We start from the raw sequence: 21141 nt of genomic DNA, 5'->3' as shown, positions 1-21141 counted from the left end.
CTTTCCTGTTTTTTCATGTCATTTATGGAATCTGTATGATATAGTACGTGTAGTTAAAAATAGAATTAAACATTGTTTTTAAAAGAAAGGTGAAGTTTAAATGGTTTATTGCTGTGAGGAACATGTGGAGCTTGGATTAGATGTTATTGTGGATGAATATGAGACATTTCCGGTATTAACGAAAATTGATGTGGATAACTTATCAACAAGCTGTGAATTCTGTCAAAATACAGCTGTATATCTTGTGGCGAACAAATGATTCCATACAAGATGTGGATAAAAAATGTGGATATGTGGATAACTTCTGTGGATATCTTGTTTGTAACCTGTTTGTAATCAAAACGAAAAGGGCTGTGGATTGTGAATATCTCAATAATTACAGTTGGTAAACTAAAAGAAAAATACTTGAAATTAGGAATAGAGGAATATGTCAAAAGATTGTCTGCTTATGCCAAGGTAGAAATCATTGAGGTTGCCGATGAAAAGGCGCCAGAGGAATTAAGCGAGCTGGAAATGCTTCAGGTGAAGCAAAAAGAAGGGGAACGGATTTTAGCGAAGATTAGTGCGGATACATATGTGATTGCATTGGCGATTCAGGGCAAAATGCAGTCATCAGAGGAGCTAGCCGATACTCTAGATAAACTTGCGACGTATGGCAAAAGCAAAATCGCCTTCGTGATTGGCGGATCATTAGGGTTAAGTGATGAAGTATTACAGCGGTCGAATGAGAAGCTGTCGTTTTCACGCATGACCTTCCCACACCAGCTGATGCGGCTGATATTGGTGGAGCAGGTTTATCGGGCTTATAGGATAAATCGCGGAGAACCGTATCATAAGTAAATGAGATTTCTTTCATAACACAGGACCGACAGCATATAGGAAAATGGGGTGTTTAAGTAATTTTATTATGATGAGAAATATTGTTATATAGACTTTAAAAGTGAAGCACATATAGCTTCACTTTTTTTGTTTTTAATCTAGACCATAAGAGCAAGAATTAGGACGAATTGGAGATCTGTTACTTGTTAAAATGAATCCAACAAACTTAGGAGGAAAATAAAATGAATAAAATTCAGGAATTCAATGGGTTGCATTCTTCAAAGGAATTATTATTTCTTGGCAACGCCTGGGACTTACTTTCAGCCTTAACGCTTGAAAAAGCAGGATTCAAAGCAATTGGTACGACTAGTTGGGGTATCGCAAACTCACTAGGATTTTCAGATGGAGAATTGATTGATTTTGACAGACATTTAGGAATCATGAAAACTATTGTAGAGAATGTGAAAATTCCTGTTTCAGCTGATATTGAGGCTGGATATAGCGAAGACACTAACAAGATTATTGATAATGTTTTAAGGACAGCAGATGTAGGGGCAGCAGGTATCAATATTGAAGATTCATTGAAAAAATCAAATCGATTAAGAGAGATTTCACAACACTGTAATCTTCTGGAGAAAATAAGAATAGCGTTAGACCATAATGGTTATAAAGATTTTTATATTAACGCTAGAACAGATACTTATTTTCAAAGGCAAAACCCTTTTATGGAAACAATAGAACGAGCAAAAGCGTATGTTGAGAGTGGCGCTAGTGGGATTTTTGTTCCCGGCTTAAAAGAGCCTAATGAGATTAAAGGAATTACCATGAATGTAAATGCTCCACTAAATATATTATCTTTACCCGGACTTACAAATTGTAATAAGCTTAAGGAATTAGGAGTGAGACGTTTTAGTTTTGGAAATGCCTTATCTGATAAAGTGATTGCTTATTTAGAAAAGAAGGCTGGAGAATTATTAGAGTATAAGGATACTTCCCTTTTGTATGAGAACGAGCACTAATGTGAAAGGATAGTGGTTTACATGACGACTAATATCAATCTTTCATTTGAAGAGATGTGGGAGAAAATCATCACTTGTGATCGTAAATATGATGGGCTATTTTTTACGGCAGTAAAAACAACGAAAATATACTGCCGTCCTTCCTGTAGATCAAGGAAGCCCAAAAAAGTAAATGTTGAATTTTACCATGACATGAATGAAGTTGAAAAAGCTGGTTATCGTCCTTGCAAAAGATGTCAGCCAGAAGTTGAGCATTCTCCGCACATTGAGCTTGTCAGAAATATCATTACCTTCCTAGTCAATCATTATAAACAAAATTTGATATTAAAAGATATAGCGGATCAAGTCGGATTGAGTCCCTTTTATTTGGAACGCTTATTTAAACAGGAAACCTCTGAGACACCAAGGACTTATTTAGAAAAAATACGCATCGATAAAGCAGCCCGCCTTTTAAAATGCACCGCTATGACAAACTTAGAGATTTGCTATGAGGTAGGATTTCAGAGCCCGTCCAATTTTTACAAAGTATTTCGAAGTTTAAAAAACTGTTCTCCTAGTGAATATCGAAAGGAACTCCTAAATGAATTGGATTGATCATAGATCTTATATAGAGATTTATCCTCCAAAGGAATTTAATTTAGAGGAGTGTTTAATTTTCTAGGGCAGGTCTAATCAGGAAGTGCTTCATCAGACAAAAGAAACGCTTTGTTGAAAAGTATGGCGAGAGTCTAACTTTCGAAAGAGAAACGTTTTGGTTATTCCCCTCATTTGAAAAACTAGCTTCAATAAATGTCGCTGATTTAAGGAAGCTTCAATTTACGCATAGGAAGGCTGAATATATCATTGATATGGCTAAAGCTATATAAATGGAGAATTAACCAAAGAATTATTGCTTCAGAAGAATGATTATTAACAAATACAAAAATCATTAATGATGATAAGAGGAATCGGAGCATGGACGGCAGATTATGTGATGATGAAATGCCTGCACTACACATCTTCCTTCCCAGTTTTGGATGTCGGCCTTCATAATGCATTAAAGAATCAATTAGGACTTGAGAGGAAACCGACTATAGTAGAAATAGAAGAATATGCAGCTGGTTGGGAAGGCTGGCAGGCGTATGCCACCTTTTATCTTTGGAGGTCCTTATATGACAAAAAAATATAAATTAAACTATAAATCACCGATTGGCATGATAGAAATAGTCAGTTCTCATGAAGCTATCAATTCTATTCTGTTCTCTGAAGTGTATAACAAGGTGAACCTTTTACATGCTGAAACTCCTCTGGTTTTAAAGGAATGCTATAACCAACTTGACGAATATTTTAAAGGAGATCGCCATGATTTTACATTTCCATATCAATTTGAAGGGACTGAATTTCAAAAAACAGTATGGGAAGCCTTAACAGAAATCCCCTATGCAAAAACTGGGAGCTATAAAGATATTGCCGTAACCATTGGGAATGAAAAAGCCATCAGAGCTGTAGGGAATGCAAATGGAAAAAACAAGTTAAGTATTGTCATTCCTTGTCACAGAGTCATCGGTTCAAATGGGAAATTAACCGGTTATGCAGGAGGTCTTTGGAGAAAAGAATGGCTGCTTCAACACGAGAGATCTTGTAATAAGGAACATAAGTAGATGTAAGGAACTCTAAAGACCTCATTTAGATCTGTTAGGGGAACCTTACCATAAAAAGAGGACGTTTTTTATATTAATTTCCGCAAACAGCATCATAAGTAAGTAAGGTTTTTAAGGGAAAAGATGCCTCGTATGCATATCCTCCTTAGTGCTTCTTTCCAAGAAAGAAGCACTAAGATTTAATAATAATTAGATTGTCCCTTTAGTTGGGCATTAATCCAATTATAATTCTACATAGACTTTATAATCCGTTGTATTTACCATTCTTTTGGCTCATAGTTTAATTCTCTAAATAATTGAGTTCGCTCTTTCTTGGATAAATCTCTCCATTGTCCAGGTGGAAGGTTGCCTAAATGAATATTCATGATTCGGGTTCTTTGCAATCTGTAAACTTCGTACCCTAATTCAGCGCACATACGGCGAATTTGGCGATTTAGCCCCTGTGTTAAAATGATTTGAAAATCAAATTTTGATAATTGAACTATTTCACAAGGAAGTGTTTTTGTACCTAATATTTTGACACCCTCTGACATCTTCTTCAAGAATTCAGGAGTAATAGGCTTGTCTACTGAAACGATATATTCCTTTTCATGCTTATTTTCAGAACGAAGGATTTCGTTAACAATGTCGCCATCATTCGTAAGAAGTATTAAGCCCTCTGAATCTTTATCTAGGCGCCCAATATTAAATATTCTTAATGGATGGTTGACTAAATCAACAATATTTCCCTTTACACCTTTTTCTGTTGTACTAGTAATGCCTACAGGTTTATTTAAGGCAATATAGACATTATTCCTTGCTACTCGGATTGGATTTCCATCTACTCGAACGTCATCCCCAGGTTCAACTTGGCTACCTATTGTTACACGTTTACCATTTATAGTAACTCTCCCATCGGCAATTAATTTATCCGCACCTCGTCTAGATGCTTTTCCAGATTCGCTTATATATTTATTAATACGCATGTTGACACGTCCTTAATCAGAGGATAGTTTTATTAGATACTTAACTATACTTTATTTTAAGGAAGAATCACAAACTCTTTTTTAGATATAACGGATTTTAAACAAAGATAACAATTTTTACTGCAATAGCAGTTCTCTATTAACTACTTGAATATAAAAAAATTATGCCTGGCACGACTTACAATTAGTTGAATTCATAGACATTATTCGGAGTAACAGGCACTGTTTTTTACACTCTCAAATACAATGCTTTTTACCATTTATCAGATAATTTTGAACAAATGTTATAATATTAGTTAAAGTCTATTCATAGGAGTAGGAGAAAAAATGCTTAACTCACGGTATTGACCAAATGAATAGATTTAACTTTATATATGCAAAAAATGTTCAAACACCTACATATGTGATTTATAAGGAGTGATTGTGTTGGAATTAAATGATGTAATATTTGGACACAGATCCATACGGGAATATGAAGATAGAGAGGTAAGTCAAGAACTATTAGAGCAAATAGTAGATGCAGGCATTCGCGCCTCATCAAGTGGCAATATGCAAACTTATTCGATTATCGTCACAAAAGACAAAGAGCTTAAGCGCAAACTTTACACCGCTCATATGGAACAATCGATGGTTGTTGATGCACCTGTACTATTAACTTTTTGTGCTGATTTTAATAGAATGAGAAAATGGATTTCACTCAATGATGCACCTGTCCATTTTGATAATTTTATGAGCTTTATGATAGGGGCTATTGATGCTTCTTTAGTGGCACAGAACTGTGCTTTAGCAGCAGAGAATGCTGGGCTGGGTATTTGTTATATGGGCTCAACGCTTGCAAATTGCGATCAAATTGGTGAACTGCTAAACTTACCACCAAATGTCGTACCAGTTGTGGGTTATTCGTTAGGATATCCCGCAGAAAACCCTGCCCCGCGTGATCGATTACCAAGGCATGGAGTTGTTCACTATGACCAGTATCATGATTATTCAGAAGAGGAAATTCTAGAAATTTACAAAGAAAGAAATGAAAAGGGATGGAAACGCTACATGGATATTCCTAGGCTGAAGGAAATGACAGAACGCTTGGGATTAAAGAATCTGGCTCAGGTCTATACTATTGCCAAATATACGCAAGAATCCCACATCGAGTTTTCACAGACAGTGCTGAATTACTTGGAAAAGCAGAACTTTATGAATAATGATTGATCTTGGAAACGGGTCAGTCCCTGATAATTTAACGTACCGGGGGACTGACCCCCTTTTTCCATACCTTTAAAAGATTCCTCCTAATTAGGCAATCATCTCACGCAAAAATAGGTGTTAAACCATATGCTGTTTTTGAGTAAATAAAAAGGAGGGGAAATTATGTACAAGGAATATAAGGATTATGGCCATAATCATGTAGTTGAAAGCTGCGAAGGTCAACATGATGGAGACAAGAAAGACAGCTGTGTAAAAGAGGTTTTAGAAGCAATATTAAAAGCACAAAAGAAAGTAAGTAAAATGCATAGGGAATGGAAAAGTTCATGCAATGAATCAATAAATGAGCTATTAGAGAGACACAAAAGACTGAAGAAAAATACAATCCCATTCATCCTCTACAGTGGGTGTGGGCCCTTCAAGGGGACGGGAGTGACCACTCTTCCTGGATCGCCTAAAAAGAAAAAATTTGTTTGCGTTTCATCCTTTATTTTCAGAATAAAGAAGCTTGATGATAATTGTGCCGTACTTGAACTATTGGTATTCAAACCACGAAAGTCAAAAAGTAATGCACATAAAGATTGTTACCCATGCAGTCTAATGGATTTAGAGTTTGTCGAGGATCTTATGAAAACGGGTATTTGTATTAAAGTGGACCTCTCTAGCTTTTGCGGAATTACATGTCTGCCTGCCGTATATTTATAGCAATTCCCAAATAAGGTAGTACCCCCAAATAAATTCCCCTATAGAAAAAGGGTAACCAGGTTGACATTCTGGATCAACTCTTTTTTTAACTCTCATGGAGCGGCCCCATATAATAAAGTCAAAAACCGAAAAAGAACTGGCTCAAAAAAGTGTTTAGCATCGATCTTTTAAGCCAGCTCTTTATTATCGAATCTATCCCCCAAATTCCTCCAGAATATCATCAACATCTTTTAAATCAAACATCATTTTTTTAGGAGCTGTTGTGGTCTTGGAAAGAGGAATATTTGTAAAAGATCCCTGATGTAATAATTGTTTGATTTCAGATAACTCATTTAGAATTTCCTTCGTACCTACATTCATCCGTCTAGGTTGGAGGTAATTAGTAAGAGCTGATAAAACTAAATGAATCAATGTCTGGTTATCTGCATGGTATTCAATTTGTTCCCTGACTTTGGATGATACAGCAATTGTATCACCTGTTTTAACATCAATGAATTCACCTGGAACGGTTAATGTGGTTTTATTGATGTAATCTGTGTAAGTTCTGTACATTTCCATCATCCTTTAACTGTTCGTGGAGATAAGGCTTCTTGAGGTCTCTTGGTCCTTTTTGAGCTGCTTCATTTTTGCGAGAATCATTAATCCAAGAACATTTAGTTTTTCCATATTTTCTGGGAACAATAAATCAATTGGACGGCCACGTTCAGCCCACCTGACTGCTGCTTCCTGAATTTGTCTTTGAGCCAATTTTGCAGCACCGCCAACTGCTATATATCGCGTTGCCCCCTTTATATCACTAGAGGAACTTCGAACACGATCAAAATGTTCCAGGTATTTAATTGCCATGGATTTAAGCTGAGGGATAATATACTTGCTAATATCTTTTCTGACTCCGGCAAAAGGCTCCACATACCACTCTGATGGGCCGGCAAATAATTTTTCCTCGAGCTCGGAACGGGAATCAAACTTATATAACTCATTTTTGCTGACCTTTAGAATGATATGATCAAGGAATTGGTTAATGCCGAATGTTTCTCCTTCAACAGAAGACACTGGTTTATTATTTTTGATTCCAACAAAATCAACGGAGTCACCACCAAGGTCCCCAATAATGATACCCTTCTTTGAATCATTCACAATATTTTCATCTTTAATTCCCAATGTTTCTTGGTCGCGAGTCAAGCCTAAGTAGGCACATGCTCCTTCTGCGCCAATAATTACATCACTTACATGAAGCTTTACAACAATTTCCTTTGGTTCCGGAATGCAGGGTACTTTATGGAAAATAACTGTATGTGTACCAATCAATCGTTGTTTGAAGTTGTCTTTCTTTTCCTTGTACTGTGTGGTTGGCAAGGATACTGCCAATTGATCAATTGTATAATGTAACTCTGTATGATCTGGATTTAGGTTAATGGCATGATAAGCAGCAAGACTAAATAATAAAATGTAAGTTCTGTCTTCATCCACCTTTTGATTATTGAACGTAGTTAAACTCACATTTCGTTGCTTTGCTGCGGCTGTCCCAATATAATAGATTTCCCTTTTGTCTAAGATGGCCTGACTCTTCACTTCAACAATCAAATTCTCTAAAAAGTCTACATCTTCGTCATTATAGGGTTTTTCATAAAACTCTTCGTCGAATAAAGCGATGGTGTTAGGAATTTGATATTCGCATTTAAATTCTCCATCAGAAGTCAAAGCCTTATACCAGCTGTTGCCTATATCGACGGCTAAAAAGTTTTGTTTCTCCATTTTCCTCACTCCTCTTTTGAATCCTATGCACAATGGGCAATTGCCTGTGCAAGTACCAATATTTTTTGTTAGGAACCAAGCATTCCAAATTCCACTAATGTCCCAATGCATTTAACTATAATTCCGCATACGATACATTGTATCTGAAATAAGGGAGGAAAAATAATGAACAAACATGGCAATTGTGGGGAACAAAATTGTGTAGATGTAGGTGTAACTGCGCACGTAGGGGAGTGTAATAATGTAATAACACCACCAATTTTAACTCCTGCAGGAACAAGAATCGTAAGATTACCTGTAACACTGCAAGAATTAACGGTAAGATCCAGCCTGGTTGCGAATATTCATTTTCCAGAGCCAGTTCTTGAAATCAAAGATATTAAAAAGAGGGTAAAAATTATCCAATGCAGACTGCTGCTTCCAGGAGTACCGCAAGGATCAGATCCATTTGCATTGCCTGCTACGCCTGTTAATTTATTTATTAAAGGATTTGTTCGCAAAAATATCCAATATGCAACACCAAGTTCGAATTCAACTGCTGATTGTGTATCTTCTGAATTACGATCTTTGACAGTCGATGTACCATTTGAGTGCGTGACCACAATTACAAGTTTCCTTACACCGCCACAGCGACCATTTTTCAATACACGTTCTGAATTTGACTTCTTTAGGGCTCAAGAATTAGGTCATGGTTTCCCAGAAAAAGATGAACTGCTATCAAGCGACCTTTCCCAATTTCATCAGGAAAGCAGACAGTTTTACAACCAGCTTCCATATTGTGAGTTAATCGATAGCCACATTGTTGAGTGGGATGAAGCGATAGACCGGAGACCACTGCCTAACCACAAGCCATTTGAAGAAGGGACTTTCCAAAATATTGTTGAAAAGATGTTTTTAGAGTTTACCGTAAAAATACTCCAAAACCAGCAAGTCCGCATTACTGCAGGTTAATTTTATACACCTAATCCTATTTACTTTGGCGAGTGACGATAGGACCAATCAAAGACAATATCATGATTTTCCTTGAAATCATGGTATTGTCTTTTCTTTTGGAAAGACCTTCTTATAAATATACATATTCATTTTTAGAAAATGTGATAGTTTAAAAGTACTAGTCCATAAATTTTTTTAAAACAAATATGTTCCGAATTTTATGAAATTTTTTATTTTATAAATTCCCTCCATTTATCAAGGTTAATAAGCGTTTTACATCGCTCCGGTAAAAAAATGGGTAAATAGCCCACACATAGACGTTTATCACGCATACCATGCATTATCTTAATTTTAGGAGGAGTCCGAATGTCAGAGATAAATAAAAAAATGAATGAATGTAAAATTACTGCAAATCAATTAGAATGTGAAAACAAATTGCATCAACCAAGAGTGACCATGGGAAAAGTGATTACAAAGGTTCCTGTTGTTTTAGCTGAACTTACACTGCAAGTAAATATCGATACGTTTATTGATTTTCCAGAACCAGTATTGGAAATCAAAGATATTAAAAAGCGTGTAAAATTAACCCAATGCAGGCTTCTTTTGCCGACCAATAAATTATTTGTAAAGGGTTTTGTCCGTAAAAATATTCAGTATGCAAGCCCTAGCCCTGAGATTGAAAAAAGCACTCATTGTTCTGTGACTTCAGATTTGCATTCCATGACGGTTGATATTCCTTTTCAATGTGTTACTGAAATCCATCATTTCTTGACACGCCCTGTAATGCCAAGAGTAAACAATCGTAATGAATTTGATTTCTTAATTTCAGAATCTTTGCCATCTGGATTTCCAGAAAAAGATGAATTGCTAACCAGTGACCTATCTCAGTTTCATCAGGAAAGCTCACAATATTATAATGAAATTCCTTTCTGTGAATTAATCTCCAGTAAAATAATTGAATGGGATGAAGCTGTCGATCGTGTATCCATTCCAGCAGATTCTCCAATAGGAGAAGGATATTTTACACGAATTGAAGAAAAAATGGTGGTTGATGTAACGTTAAAGGTTCTACAAAAACAACAAATTCGCGTATGTTCAACGACAAATGATGATGATTTTTGTGATTGGGACGAATCTAGCAGCAGCAGCAGTAGCAGCAGCAGTAGTAGCAGCAGTAGTTGTTAACCAAAGCCATAATGATTGGGCCGTTTTATGAAATAACTGCCAAGAATCAAACGATGTATTAGACAATTGAGTAGGAAGGAGGCGATTGGAGAGGATGCTTTTTATAGCTGAATCATCCAAATGATCATGAATCGAATGGGTAATAAATTTGGTAACCCAGACCATAGGAAAAAAGATGGGACACCCACTAATCTATCAACTATTAATTGGAATGATCATCCTTCTCCATTCAATTTTCGAAAATGGCACATGAAGAAGATAAAAATGGATTTCAGAAGAAACAAACGGCACCGAACCAATCCTTTGTAACAGGGAAAATAGGGGATAAAAGGTTCTCCATTCCATTGATTTACCCTCCACCGATGGTGAAGTCAGAACAGGTAGAAGTAGTGAAAGGAACAAGAAAACGAATTCGTAAAAAAACACCATTGAGAAATGAACTAAAAAGGGGAGAAAGGACTTCATTCATTGAAGAGGAATTCTCTACGTTACTTGAGACGCCTCCTTCCTCATCGGGTGAGACCGCTCACCCAAAAGATGAATCTTCACCCTTTATGGAGGAGGAATCCAATTCGCAATTCAATGAGTTTCTTATGATGCTCGCAGAAGATTCGGAACATGTTTCTCCTATGCAGAAAAAAGTAGATTTTCTTGATGAGCAAATTTCAGTCCATCTTGAGGAGGCCTCCTCTTCTTTCAAAAAGGAGAACTCTTTCATTCAAGCAGAGGAAACCACTTCCACTCAAGAAGAAAGCTCTTTTATAGATGAAGAGGAATCCAGTTCCTTCCAAGAGGAGAGCTCTTTTATAGATATTGAGGAATCCAGTTCCCCCCAAGAAGAGAGCTCTTTTATAGATGAAGAGGAATCCAGTTCTCCCCAAGAAGAGAGCTCTTTTACAGATGAAGAGGAATCCAGTTCCCCCCAAGAAGAGAGCTCTTTTATAGATGAAGAGGAATCCAGTTCTCCCCAAGAAGAGAGCTCTTTTATAGATGAAGAGGAATCCAGTTCTCCCCAAGAAGAGAGCTCTTTTATAGATGAAGAGGAATCCGGTTCTCCCCAAGAAGAGAGCTCTTTTATAGATGAAGAGGAATCCAGTTCCACCCAAGAGGAGAGCTCTTTTATAAATGAAGAGGAGACCAGTTCTCCCCGAGAAGAGAGCCCTTTTATAGATGAAGAGGAATTCAGTTCTCCTCAAGAGGTGAGCCCATTCAATCAGGAGGAGGCATCCTCATTTCAAAAGGATTGCTACTCCTCACCGCATCAGGAAATGGATTCCTTCTCATCGGATTATTCCGGGGAAGATGATATGCATTCATTTGCTGACTGTCATTTTTCGGAGGATGAGTCGTCTGCAAGCCCTGCCTATAAAAAAGAGAAGGAACCTTCTAAAGAAGATGCATCTCAAAATGAAATGTCTCAGGAAGAAGAGATTGAGGACCGGATCGTTTCTCACCCCATAAAGAAAGAACCATCAGTACAAAAGGAGCACCTGCCTATTGTAAAACTGCCTGTAGTGCTCGCTAAACTAATCGTTTCAATCGATCTTATTGAAACTGTTGATTTATATATCCCAATTGAAACAGTATCAAAGGTAAAATGGTCGCTGCAATCTTACGACTGTAAAGTCATTTTGCCTGCAACGGTTGTATTTCTTAAAGGAACATTAATGGCCGAGGTTCAATATATGTATAAAGGAAGTTTCCATATGGTGAAAATTCCAGTCTTATGGTCAAAAACAACAAAGGCTGACTGGCTCTATCCTCCGCAGCTTTCAACTAAAAGTGAAAAAGAGTTTCTTTTTGCTGCGCATAATGGTGAGGAAATCGGCACCCAGCATGAATTCAAAGAACAGTTTGCCCATGAAATCGATTCTGAATTACGAGCAGTCCATTTCACTAGTGCAGAATCCTTCCGTAATTGTACAGAAGGGACTCAGATGGACATTCAAGGAAGTGCAACATTGTGGATTGATTTAGTGCAGGAGCAGTTCATTAATCTTAATAGATAAAAAGGTGTCTCGTGTTCGAGACACCTTTTGGCTTATCCTAATGTTGGATTACGTTGTACTTGGGTTAATCGAACTGTAAAGGTAAGGGTCATTTTTTCAGTAAGTCTGCGGAAATTTCCCCATCTGTCAAAATCATGCGGGAAGTCCATCTCTAAAATGGTATCATTTAGAATTCTGCATTTAATAGGTTCATTAAAATTCTCAAAGTGTCTTGATCCGAAGCTGCAGCGGTCGGATCCCATACCATCTGGCGCAATTTCTCTAATTTCCTGTACTTCACTGGATTTTTGACTAAATCCGCGGACAAAGATAGGTGCTAAGGCAGTTCCTGTTACACCGACTGGTTGATAGCATTTAAATGGGATATTTACACTATAATCCTTTAAATATCCATCGCAGCCTTCAGAATATTGAATATTTTTGTGTACATAACCTTCAATGAACAAATTCGCGGCAGTTACAGTAGTAGCTCCTGGGGCAGGTGTAACAGGAATCGCCTTACACTGTGTGATATATACATTTTTTCTGATGTTTTTAATTTCATAAGCTGAACTAGGGAGACAAATATCTGCTTCCACATTTGTATTGATTGTTACATCCCCGATAATTTTTTCGACTTCAGTAAAAGTACCAGCGGTTACAGTTGCCGTACAAAAATGGTCATGGGTTTTAGCTGTGTCGCATGCCTGCATTGGCGGACACGCTTTATGTGAATGGGGTTTTCTTCCATGACTGCAGCCAGTATTTCTTTTCATACAATCCACTCCTATAAGTTTTTTATCAAAACGTAAAGTCATTCTGACATTGTTTTGACATTACTAAAATATATGTAGACAAAAAGAAAATGAATGGACGAGTATCCTTGTTTCCAACCTATTTAAAAGTATTTAAATAATTACAAAATCCTACAAAACATGGCGTCTTGTTTAAATTTCCGATAATTGGTCGTAATTTTATGACGGAAAAAGAGTGCCCCGGATTAAGATACGAGACACTCTCTGATAACTTAGGTGCGTTGCAGCTGAGTTAATCGAACTGTAAAATTAATCGTCAATTTTTCAGTAAGCTTCTCGAAATTGCCCCATCTATCAAAGCTGTGCGGGAATTCGAACTCATTAATGGTGTGGTTGAGTAATCTGCATTCAACCGGTTCATTAAAAAATTCAAAGTGTCTTGAACCGAAGCTGCAGCGATCGGAACCCATGCCATCTTCTGCAATTTCTCTGATTTCTTGTACCTGACTGCTCTTTTGGCTGAAGCCGCGGAAAAAGATAGGTCTTAGGCCAGTTACTAATTGAAAGCATTTAAATGGGACATTTACACTATAATCTCTCACATGGCCATCACAGCCTTCAGAGTATTGAATGTTTTTGTGTACATAGCCTTCAATGTACAAATTTGCAGAAGTCACTTCCCCAGAGCCGGTAGCTGGGGGCACAGGGATTGCTTTACACTGTGTTAAATAAAGGTTTTTTCTGATATTTTTAATATCGTGAGCTGAACTAGGGAGACAAATATCTGCTTCCACATTTGTATTGACCGTTACATCACCGATGATTTGAATTACTTCAGTAGTACCACCAGCCGTGGTGGTTACCGCAGCCGTACAAAAATGGTCATGCGTTTTAGCTGTGTCGCATGCTTGCATTGGCGGGCATTCTTTATGTGAATGAGATTTGCTACCACAGCCGCATCCAGTATTTCTTTTCATACAATCCACTCCTATAAGTTTTTTGTCAAAACGTAAAGTCGTTATGACTTTGTTTTCTGACATTACTAAAATATATGTAGACAAAAAGAAAATGAATGGACGAGTACCCTTGTTTCCAACCATTTAAAAATATTAAATAGTAAATTTTAAAACCTTGGGAAACCGGTGTCTTAATCGCATTTTAAAGAATTGGGACAGAACTTTATGATCCTAAAAAAGAGTGCCTCGGATTACGAGACACTCTCTGATAACTTAGGTGCGTTGCAGCTGAGTTAATCGAACTGTAAAATTAATTGTTATTTTTTCGGTAAGCTTCTCGAAATTGCTCCATCTATCAAAGCTGTGCGGGAATTCGAACTCATTAATGGTGTGGTTGAGTAATCTGCATTCAACCGGTTCATTAAAAAATTCAAAGTGTCTTGATCCGAAACTGCAGCGATCAGAACCCATGCCATCTTCTGCAATTTCTCTGATTTCTTGTACTTGACTGCTCTTTTGGCTGAAGCCGCGGAAAAAAATAGGTCTTAGGCCAGTTACTAATTGATAGCATTTAAAAGGGACATTTACACTATAATCTTTTACATAGCCATCACAGCCTTCAGAGTATTGAATGTTTTTGTGTACGTAGCCTTCAATGTACAAATTTGCAGAAGTTGTAGAAGATCCTGAAGTAGGAGGGACAGGGATTGCTTTGCATTGTGTTAAATAAACATTTTTTGTGATATTTTTAATATCATGAGCTGAACTAGGGAGACAAATATCTGCTTCCACATTTGTATTGACCGTTACATCACCGATGATTTGAATTACTTCAGTAGTACCACCAGCTGTAGTGGTTACCGTAGCCGTACAAAAATGGTCATGCGTTTTAGCTGTGTCGCATACCTGCATTGGCGGGCATGATTTGCCTGGGTGAGAGTGAGAGTGAGAATGAGAACTTCCCCCACATCCACAATTTCTTGACATAAAATCACTCCTTAATACTCTTTAGTCAAACGCTTAAAATCTATGACTTTATTGATTTGACTTTACTTATATATATGAGGACAAAGAAAAAGTGGATATGGACAAGAAACCAAAAGGATCTGCCTATTATTTGAATATTTCTTTTTAGCTTCCTTTGAAAATAAAATAAAAAAACTCCCCAATTGAAACAATTGAGGAGCAGGTAAAATAATATATTTTATAAGAATAACAGGCACTGCTTTTAAAACGGGCTGTTCACCTGAATCAAGAATGTGATTGTGTGTAATTATAGGTGACTATCGAAAAATAGATAGGCTGCCCTCTTTATAGTAAAATAAGTACTCTAAATTACTTTGATATAAAAATAGATATCCTGGTTGACTCTTTGCGGCTCAGTTAGAAGCTGGTAGCCATGTTTGACGGCTTCTTCCGGGACGCTTCGAAAGGATTGCGGACAATCTGCGATGACCTGTAAGACTTCGCCAATCTTCATGCTTTTTAGCGCATCCAGCGCATAAATGACGGGGTATGGTCATGGCTCCCCGCGAATGTCTAAAGTGTAGTTGACATCGATCACTTGGGACATACATTATACCTCCTTCGTAACGTGAGAAACTCGTTCCCTTTTTTGATGTTTGATGCCCGTTCCGTAGCGGAACCGTTTTTCCCACCAATTCGATAGTAAGAACCAAGCTGCAAGCATGGCTATTGTTCCAAATAATGCGCCCATAGGCCCCCACTGCTCCATTAAGTTTACCTTCGACCAATTTGCTGCAAGGGCATTGTAAATCCCGAGATGATCCCAGCCGTAAGCGAGGGCTGTCGCACCGACGATATTACCTGCACCTACCACCCAGAATAACAATTGGCCTTCCATTGCCCGATACATCATGCCAGTCTCACAGCCGCCGGCAAGTACAATACCAAACCCGAAAAGGAGACCGCCAATTACCGTGCTTGGAGCAGCCACTTTGATTATGGAAGCAGCGCCATTTTGAATATAGAAAAATGTAACCACAACACTAATCAGCATCCCAACGGCAATCGCCTTGGACATGACGGCGCGGCCGCTGATCCATAAATCACGAAAAGCGGAAGTGAAACAAATTTGCCCGCGTTCAATAAGAATCCCGAACAGTGCTCCAGCTATACAGGCAACTGCGAGCATTGATTTGCCAACCGCGAAAAAGTAAACAATTAGTGCGAGGTACAAACAGGCGAAAATGAGGCCTAAGATAGGCTGAATATTTCTTTTTTCAACATGCTCGGTGACAACCGGGTTCATAGATCCCTTCATCAAGGTTGGTTTTCCCCGCCACCATTTTGTATTCACGACTTTTACGCCAAAGTAGGTACCGATGGCAGTGGTCACCATAAAGATCCAAGAGTGGAACGAGAACTGCGGTACACCAGTGAAAAAGGCAGCAAGGTTGCACCCAAGGGCAAGACGTGCGCCAAATCCGGCGATGATTCCGCCAATAAATCCTTGAATTAAACGCCGCTTTTGCTTCGGTACACGGATTTTAAAACTGCTGCTAAGCAAAATCGTAATTAGCGCACCAGCCAGCATTCCAATGACAATCCAGCCATCGGTTCTGCTGATGGGTGTTCCTTCAAGGCCCACAAGCTGAAAATACGCCCATTGCGACACATCGATCCCGAACCATCCAAGGATGTGTCCGCCTAATCTGGTAAATTCTCCGGTAACCGCCCAAACTGTACCGGTAATCCCGAAGTACAATGCACTGGCAAGACCGGCAATACCAACGGCGATATAGGGATTCCAGTACTCTTTGAAGATTTTTTGATATAGATTCATGAAGCTTAATCCCTCCTTTTTTTCGAAGGCCATGTCCTAAACTGCTTAAACAGACAAAAAATGCCTAGGGTTTCCAGGCATTTTAAAAGTTCTTTTATTAATTAGCGTAACGGGTATTTGGGTTCAAAGCAATTCAATTTATCGATAAGTTAGATTGAAGATCATCGTAATTATAAATACAAGAGGAAGGGCGTTTCCTACTTTAGTTCCACCTCTTAGATCATTACGGGAAATCGTAACAAAAGTAGCGGCAGTTTTAAGGGTCTTACTATCAGATTCAGTGGATGAAGGACATTTTGGAGGATTCGGAAGAGGATTTTGGTCTTCATAAGAAGGATGAAGACCATTTTGGAGGATTCGGAAGAGAATTTTGGTCTTCATAAGAAGGATGAAGACCATTTTGGAGGAGTCAGAAGAGGAAAATGGTCTTCATAAGAAGGATGAAGACCATTTTAGAGGAATCAGAAGAGAATATTGGTCTTCATAAGAAGGATGAAGACCATTTTGGAGGAGTCAGAAGAGAATTTTGGTCTTCATAAAAAGGATGAAGACCATTTTGGAGGAGACAGAAGAGGAAAATGGTCTTCATAAGAAGGATGAAGGCCATTTTGGAGGAATCAGAAGAGAATTTTGGTCTTCATAAGATTAAAAGTAGGTCTTCAGATAAATCTAATTAATCATATCAAGAGAAGAATTCAAGAGACCGTCCAGAGTTGGACGGCCTCCTTTAATAGGATCTAAATGGAAAAAAGTTAATATGTTTCCTCGGGAGCAAACTGGCCAAGGCCCTTTAGTTCATAATCGAAAAATTTAAGAATTAACTCATTTTGAGTTTCAATACAGTAATATGGATCAATATCCGCTTTACCGCCTTGCAGGACATTTGCAAGTATTGGAGAGAAAAGCGGTAAATCGGTCAGGCTTAAATGCTTTGCCCCTTTGAAATGAACGGTATATGCGTCTTTGAATGTTTCGTTGTTGAGTTTATTTGCTGCATAAAGGGAGTTGCTTTCTAGCTGTCCCCAAACATCATCAGAATAAATGTTAAGCAGCGGGGCCGTGAAGTCTTTGCTGCTTGCCACAAAACTATCCACTTCTTTCTTATAATCAAGCTCACTAAAGAAAGGCGCATCAATATTTACAAATGCATCTATATCATTACGTTCTCTGCTTAGCCAAACACTTGATGCAGCGCCCATTGAGTGCCCGAAAACGCCAATTTTGTCTGTATTGATATGTTGATAAATCGGGTTATTGTCACTTTTTGCTTTATTAAGAATGGTATCAATAACAAAATTCATATCGTCTGTTCGCAGTTTCATCCATTTTTGAATGAGCCCGTATAGTTCTTCATTCGAGTAAACGCCTTTATTCATATTGTCGATTTCACTGTTATAATCATTATTGATCAAGGCACTTTTTCCATCCTCCGAACGAGTATAAAAGGAGTGATAGGGATGGTCTATGGAAACGACTACATAACCGTGGCTTGCCAGCTCCGTATAGGTAGAGGTATTGCTTGCTTTAATACCGTAGGCTCCATGTGAGAATACCAAAAGCGGGAATTTGTCATCTGCATTTTTGGGATACCAAAATTCCACATTCACAAATCTATTGTTGCCTTTGTCGGTAAATTCCTCGATGCGGTCTTTGTCAACATAGGTGTATGTGGCGGTTGCTACTTCATATTTACCTGTCATCTTTGGTGATTGATGCTGCGGAAAAACAATAGCAGGTACAAGTGTAAAAACGAAAGCCAATATCGTGATAATCGATTTCCACACAATTTTAGAAGTTTTGTAGTTCCGGTTATTTGCTTTGTTGCGGATCAGAGAAGCCGTGGCCATTACGGCTAATAGGAGAAGCAGTATACCAAGAAATATCCAGCGGAAGCTCCACACAATCACCGATGAAAGTGTGAGCATGACAAAGGCAATAAATGCCGCAATTCGAAACCAATTCTGCATTTTTTTATGGTTGTGTTTTGTTTTCATACAGTAAATTGCAAAAGCAATTTCGAAACTCAAAGCGATCAATAATAGTAAAGTTCCCATCGTAGTTACCCCTTCTTTTTGAAAAATTTCTTATGAACCCATCATAAAAAATGGCTGAAGGGAAGTATATAGAAAAACAGTAAGTTGCTTTCACAGGCAGGTAAGATGCAAAAAAAAAAGCGATAAGCTTTTAAAGCTTACCGCAAAGTGGATGAGGGATATTGATTCCGGAAAGTATTAGGGGACTGGCCCTTTTACAAATGTTACATATCGCCTTGTTCACTTTATGAAGGACAAACCCATTAAATAATCAACTTAGTCTACTACCTTTAGTGAAATTTCCATTCCTTCGTGATCCTGTGTAGCACCACAAACAGTAGAGCATTTTAAAACATATTCTCCAGTCTTGTCTGCCGTAAATTCAGCAGGTTTGTCTGCAGTAAGATCAATGCCTAATTCGTCATTTTTAATAGTATGAAGGCCTTCTTTGTTCACTAAATTCAGTTTGACTTTCTCTCCTTTTTTGACAACTATCTCTTTATCAGAAGAGAAATTCCAATTCTTTGCAGTAATTGTGAACTCTTCAACTCCGGCTTTTGCTTCTGTAGATGTTTCAACGGCTTTCTCCTGTTTAGCTGTTGACTGTTCGTCTCCTCCTCCACAAGCTGCAAGGCCCATTGTTAAGGAACCTGTTAATAAAAGTAATCCAATAATCCTCATGGTAATGTACTCCCCTTTATATGGAATATATAACTAAACAACAGTATGATTTTGTAGTCCCGCCCTGTTTAGCTACTTTAATCTTAAGGGGATCATTCCTTCATTTCCTTGATTTAAATCAACTTCATACAAATAAAGGAGAATATCACGCAAATGGATAAGCCCCCTGAAAGTTTATTGTTCGAGGGACTCGTTCTTTTAGAGGTAAAATGGCATTCTATTGTACCCCCTCATTAAAAGTTTATTCGGTTATTTGAGTATTCCTCTAATTGTTTCTGTAAAATTACTATATAATTCATCATGGCTATTCTTACAATAGAGGGATAATATCGAGTGTTTAGTTCTTGTTCGCATTCCTCTAAATCCATCTTCTTTATAGCGATTAATTTATTTAATTCTTCATTACTCATTGATGCCACCCCAGCTTTAACCTGACCCTTTCTGTACCAATCCAACTCAATGTCTTCACCCTCCCAAACTATCTTTATAGCTTAAGTGTAGACAAAATTTTCATGGTTTATACAATGGTTTCACCTTTCGAAACCGTTTAATAGATTGGGAGAAATACAGAGAGAAAAACGGTACGCACACAAAGCTTCTTTATGATTTTACGAAACATCTTTCTTTAATGCCTTTAGTTTTTCGGTGATTTTTTTGGCTTCCTTTTTATCATTTTTCCATGACAGGAAACGAACTAGGGTATAGATTAAGGCAATTTGCAGTGCCAAAATGACTCCATCTAATGCACTCGTCACGATATCAAAAACGCTGGCTAGGGCAATCAATAGAATCTCTAAAGCGAAAAAATGAATGGTCATTCTAATCCGCATTTTCTTCTCACTTAGATCATGGGGAGCATACAAAATAAATCCGATTAAGGCACTTAAAAATGAAAATCCCATAATGATATAAATTGACTTCAAATCAAAGGAGAGATCGGGATAATAGATTTGTCGTAGTATCGTAATCATAATGATGATGCATGCGAAGATGATCAGGAAATCCTTCATCATCTTTTGCACAAATTTGGACAGCGTCATTTTAATCCCCCCTTTTATAATCCAAGCATCTTTTTAAGGACAGGCACATACTGTCTTGATACAACCGCACGTTCCCCGTTATCAAGTACCGCTATGAATCGGCTGCTTATGGAAGGATGTATGGAAGAAATTTTAGCTATGTTCAAAATAGTGGATTTGGATGCACGGAAACAGTTCTTTCCTTTGCAAAATTCCTCTAACTCATAAAGCTTTTGTTTTACCTCAAAAACGTTGTCTTTGCAGTAAGCAAAAACCTTTCCGTCCACTGCCTCGAAATAATAGATATCGCTGAGTTTAATACGGTAAACTTTATCATTTTGATAGCCAAGTAAAGAGAGGTTTTCAGTTTCTAGCTTGTTTACGATTTCGTATATTTCGTCATCTACCTCATGACATCGAATGAGGATTTCCTCTACCAATTCTTTGCTTATTTCTTCTATTGAAATTTTCATATTTTCACCCACGAAAATTCAAATTAATTCAGGTTGACCATGAATTCTGTATTTCGGTGTTTCCGAGTTGACTGTTTCATGAATTTACAATACTCTTTTACATTTTATCAGATTATTGTGTAAAACTTATACTATGATAGCATCCAAATATAAAATAAAAGCAGTGTGATTCAAATGAAATCACACTGCTTTTAACATGTTAACCGTTA

At 37.7% G+C, this 21141-nt stretch carries 25 protein-coding genes and 1 pseudogene; 11 read left to right on the top strand and 15 right to left on the bottom strand.

The genetic code is table 11. The features are described from left to right. The first annotated feature begins 100 nt into the window (after window positions 1–100). The 6 genes and pseudogenes from A6749_RS12240 (at window position 101) to A6749_RS12215 (ending at window position 3478) form a co-directional block, all read left to right on the top strand. Window positions 101–259 (top strand): CxxH/CxxC protein, encoded by a 159-nt coding sequence (locus A6749_RS12240; RefSeq protein ID WP_066389881.1) that lies wholly within the window; start codon window positions 101–103, stop codon window positions 257–259. Window positions 260–360: 101 nt separating this feature from the next. Continuing rightward, window positions 361–840 carry a 23S rRNA (pseudouridine(1915)-N(3))-methyltransferase RlmH gene (gene rlmH / locus A6749_RS12235; RefSeq protein ID WP_066389880.1) on the top strand — a complete coding sequence of 160 codons (480 nt, stop codon included), beginning with the start codon at window positions 361–363 and terminating at the stop codon, window positions 838–840. Window positions 841–1061: 221 nt separating this feature from the next. Next, window positions 1062–1838, top strand: coding sequence for an isocitrate lyase/PEP mutase family protein (locus A6749_RS12230; protein WP_066389879.1), 777 nt, complete (start codon window positions 1062–1064; stop codon window positions 1836–1838). A 21-nt stretch (window positions 1839–1859) separates the two neighbouring features. Then, window positions 1860–2432 carry a bifunctional transcriptional activator/DNA repair enzyme AdaA gene (locus A6749_RS12225; RefSeq protein WP_066389878.1) on the top strand — a complete coding sequence of 191 codons (573 nt, stop codon included), beginning with the start codon at window positions 1860–1862 and terminating at the stop codon, window positions 2430–2432. A 101-nt stretch (window positions 2433–2533) separates the two neighbouring features. Next, a pseudogene (locus A6749_RS29390) lies at window positions 2534–3006 on the top strand (DNA-3-methyladenine glycosylase family protein); the annotation flags it as partial. Then, a complete protein-coding gene (locus A6749_RS12215; RefSeq protein ID WP_066389877.1) occupies window positions 2990–3478 on the top strand; it encodes a methylated-DNA--[protein]-cysteine S-methyltransferase in 489 nt (162 codons plus the stop codon). The pseudogene A6749_RS29390 and the gene A6749_RS12215, both read left to right, overlap by 17 nt. 257 nt (window positions 3479–3735) lie before the next feature. Here A6749_RS12215 and rluF read toward each other — a convergent pair whose 3' ends face one another. Beyond that, a complete protein-coding gene (gene rluF / locus A6749_RS12210; protein WP_066389876.1) occupies window positions 3736–4443 on the bottom strand; it encodes a 23S rRNA pseudouridine(2604) synthase RluF in 708 nt (235 codons plus the stop codon). Window positions 4444–4869: 426 nt separating this feature from the next. Between rluF and A6749_RS12205 the strand changes: the two genes are divergently transcribed. Beyond that, entirely contained in the window at window positions 4870–5649 is a 780-nt protein-coding gene (locus A6749_RS12205; protein WP_066389875.1) for a nitroreductase family protein, read from the top strand. 159 nt (window positions 5650–5808) lie between these two features. After that, the gene (locus A6749_RS12200) at window positions 5809–6348 is read left to right on the top strand and encodes a CotY/CotZ family spore coat protein (RefSeq protein ID WP_066389874.1); all 540 of its coding nucleotides are present in this window, start codon (window positions 5809–5811) and stop codon (window positions 6346–6348) included. A gap of 192 nt (window positions 6349–6540) precedes the next feature. Here the strand turns inward: A6749_RS12200 and A6749_RS12195 are convergent, their stop codons facing one another. Next, window positions 6541–6900, bottom strand: a complete 360-nt coding sequence (locus A6749_RS12195; RefSeq protein ID WP_066389873.1) for a hypothetical protein — start codon at window positions 6898–6900, stop codon at window positions 6541–6543. A 12-nt stretch (window positions 6901–6912) separates the two neighbouring features. After that, on the bottom strand, window positions 6913–8103 hold the full coding sequence (locus tag A6749_RS12190) for a ParM/StbA family protein (protein WP_066389872.1): 1191 nt from the start codon (window positions 8101–8103) through the stop codon (window positions 6913–6915). Window positions 8104–8268: 165 nt separating this feature from the next. Between A6749_RS12190 and A6749_RS12185 the strand changes: the two genes are divergently transcribed. Both A6749_RS12185 and A6749_RS12180 read left to right on the top strand, forming a co-directional pair. Next, complete coding sequence (locus A6749_RS12185; protein ID WP_066389871.1) at window positions 8269–9054, top strand: CsxC family protein; 786 nt, start codon at window positions 8269–8271, stop codon at window positions 9052–9054. A 348-nt stretch (window positions 9055–9402) separates the two neighbouring features. Beyond that, entirely contained in the window at window positions 9403–10221 is an 819-nt protein-coding gene (locus tag A6749_RS12180; RefSeq protein WP_127489574.1) for a CsxC family protein, read from the top strand. A gap of 195 nt (window positions 10222–10416) precedes the next feature. Here A6749_RS12180 and A6749_RS28410 read toward each other — a convergent pair whose 3' ends face one another. Together A6749_RS28410 and A6749_RS28100 are read right to left on the bottom strand one after the other, a co-directional pair. Beyond that, entirely contained in the window at window positions 10417–10566 is a 150-nt protein-coding gene (locus A6749_RS28410) for a hypothetical protein (protein WP_161487143.1), read from the bottom strand. Between the two features lie 320 nt (window positions 10567–10886). Then, window positions 10887–11417, bottom strand: coding sequence for a hypothetical protein (locus A6749_RS28100; RefSeq protein ID WP_153043025.1), 531 nt, complete (start codon window positions 11415–11417; stop codon window positions 10887–10889). A gap of 111 nt (window positions 11418–11528) precedes the next feature. Here A6749_RS28100 and A6749_RS28095 point away from each other — a divergent pair, with 111 nt between their 5' ends. Continuing rightward, the gene (locus tag A6749_RS28095) at window positions 11529–12230 is read left to right on the top strand and encodes a hypothetical protein (RefSeq protein WP_127489570.1); all 702 of its coding nucleotides are present in this window, start codon (window positions 11529–11531) and stop codon (window positions 12228–12230) included. A 32-nt stretch (window positions 12231–12262) separates the two neighbouring features. Here A6749_RS28095 and A6749_RS12170 read toward each other — a convergent pair whose 3' ends face one another. The 10 genes from A6749_RS12170 to A6749_RS12130 form a co-directional block, all read right to left on the bottom strand. After that, a complete protein-coding gene (locus tag A6749_RS12170; protein WP_066389869.1) occupies window positions 12263–12985 on the bottom strand; it encodes a CsxC family protein in 723 nt (240 codons plus the stop codon). Window positions 12986–13236: 251 nt separating this feature from the next. Next, a complete protein-coding gene (locus tag A6749_RS12165; protein WP_066389868.1) occupies window positions 13237–13941 on the bottom strand; it encodes a CsxC family protein in 705 nt (234 codons plus the stop codon). A 252-nt stretch (window positions 13942–14193) separates the two neighbouring features. Next, window positions 14194–14907: a CsxC family protein gene (locus tag A6749_RS12160; protein ID WP_066389867.1), complete on the bottom strand. Its 714-nt coding sequence runs from the start codon at window positions 14905–14907 to the stop codon at window positions 14194–14196. A gap of 343 nt (window positions 14908–15250) precedes the next feature. After that, on the bottom strand, window positions 15251–15427 hold the full coding sequence (locus A6749_RS28915) for a sulfurtransferase TusA family protein (RefSeq protein ID WP_269085726.1): 177 nt from the start codon (window positions 15425–15427) through the stop codon (window positions 15251–15253). A 69-nt stretch (window positions 15428–15496) separates the two neighbouring features. After that, window positions 15497–16726, bottom strand: coding sequence for a selenium metabolism membrane protein YedE/FdhT (yedE, locus tag A6749_RS12155; protein ID WP_066389866.1), 1230 nt, complete (start codon window positions 16724–16726; stop codon window positions 15497–15499). Window positions 16727–17478: 752 nt separating this feature from the next. Next, window positions 17479–18780 (bottom strand): alpha/beta hydrolase family protein, encoded by a 1302-nt coding sequence (locus A6749_RS12150; RefSeq protein WP_066389865.1) that lies wholly within the window; start codon window positions 18778–18780, stop codon window positions 17479–17481. Window positions 18781–19035: 255 nt separating this feature from the next. Continuing rightward, on the bottom strand, window positions 19036–19440 hold the full coding sequence (locus A6749_RS12145) for a cytochrome c oxidase subunit II (RefSeq protein WP_066389864.1): 405 nt from the start codon (window positions 19438–19440) through the stop codon (window positions 19036–19038). 233 nt (window positions 19441–19673) lie between these two features. After that, a complete protein-coding gene (locus A6749_RS28405) occupies window positions 19674–19850 on the bottom strand; it encodes a hypothetical protein (RefSeq protein WP_161487142.1) in 177 nt (58 codons plus the stop codon). 198 nt (window positions 19851–20048) lie between these two features. Continuing rightward, window positions 20049–20480 (bottom strand): DUF3021 family protein, encoded by a 432-nt coding sequence (locus A6749_RS12135; protein WP_066389862.1) that lies wholly within the window; start codon window positions 20478–20480, stop codon window positions 20049–20051. 14 nt (window positions 20481–20494) lie between these two features. Further along, complete coding sequence (locus A6749_RS12130) at window positions 20495–20932, bottom strand: LytTR family DNA-binding domain-containing protein (protein ID WP_066389861.1); 438 nt, start codon at window positions 20930–20932, stop codon at window positions 20495–20497. Window positions 20933–21141 lie beyond the last annotated feature (209 nt).

The sequence above is a fragment of the Neobacillus mesonae genome (genome assembly GCF_001636315.1).
Classification (GTDB): domain Bacteria; phylum Bacillota; class Bacilli; order Bacillales; family Cytobacillaceae; genus Neobacillus; species Neobacillus mesonae.
The sequence above is the reverse complement of the archived record's forward strand: the minus strand, read 5'-3'. Positions and strand labels throughout refer to the sequence as shown.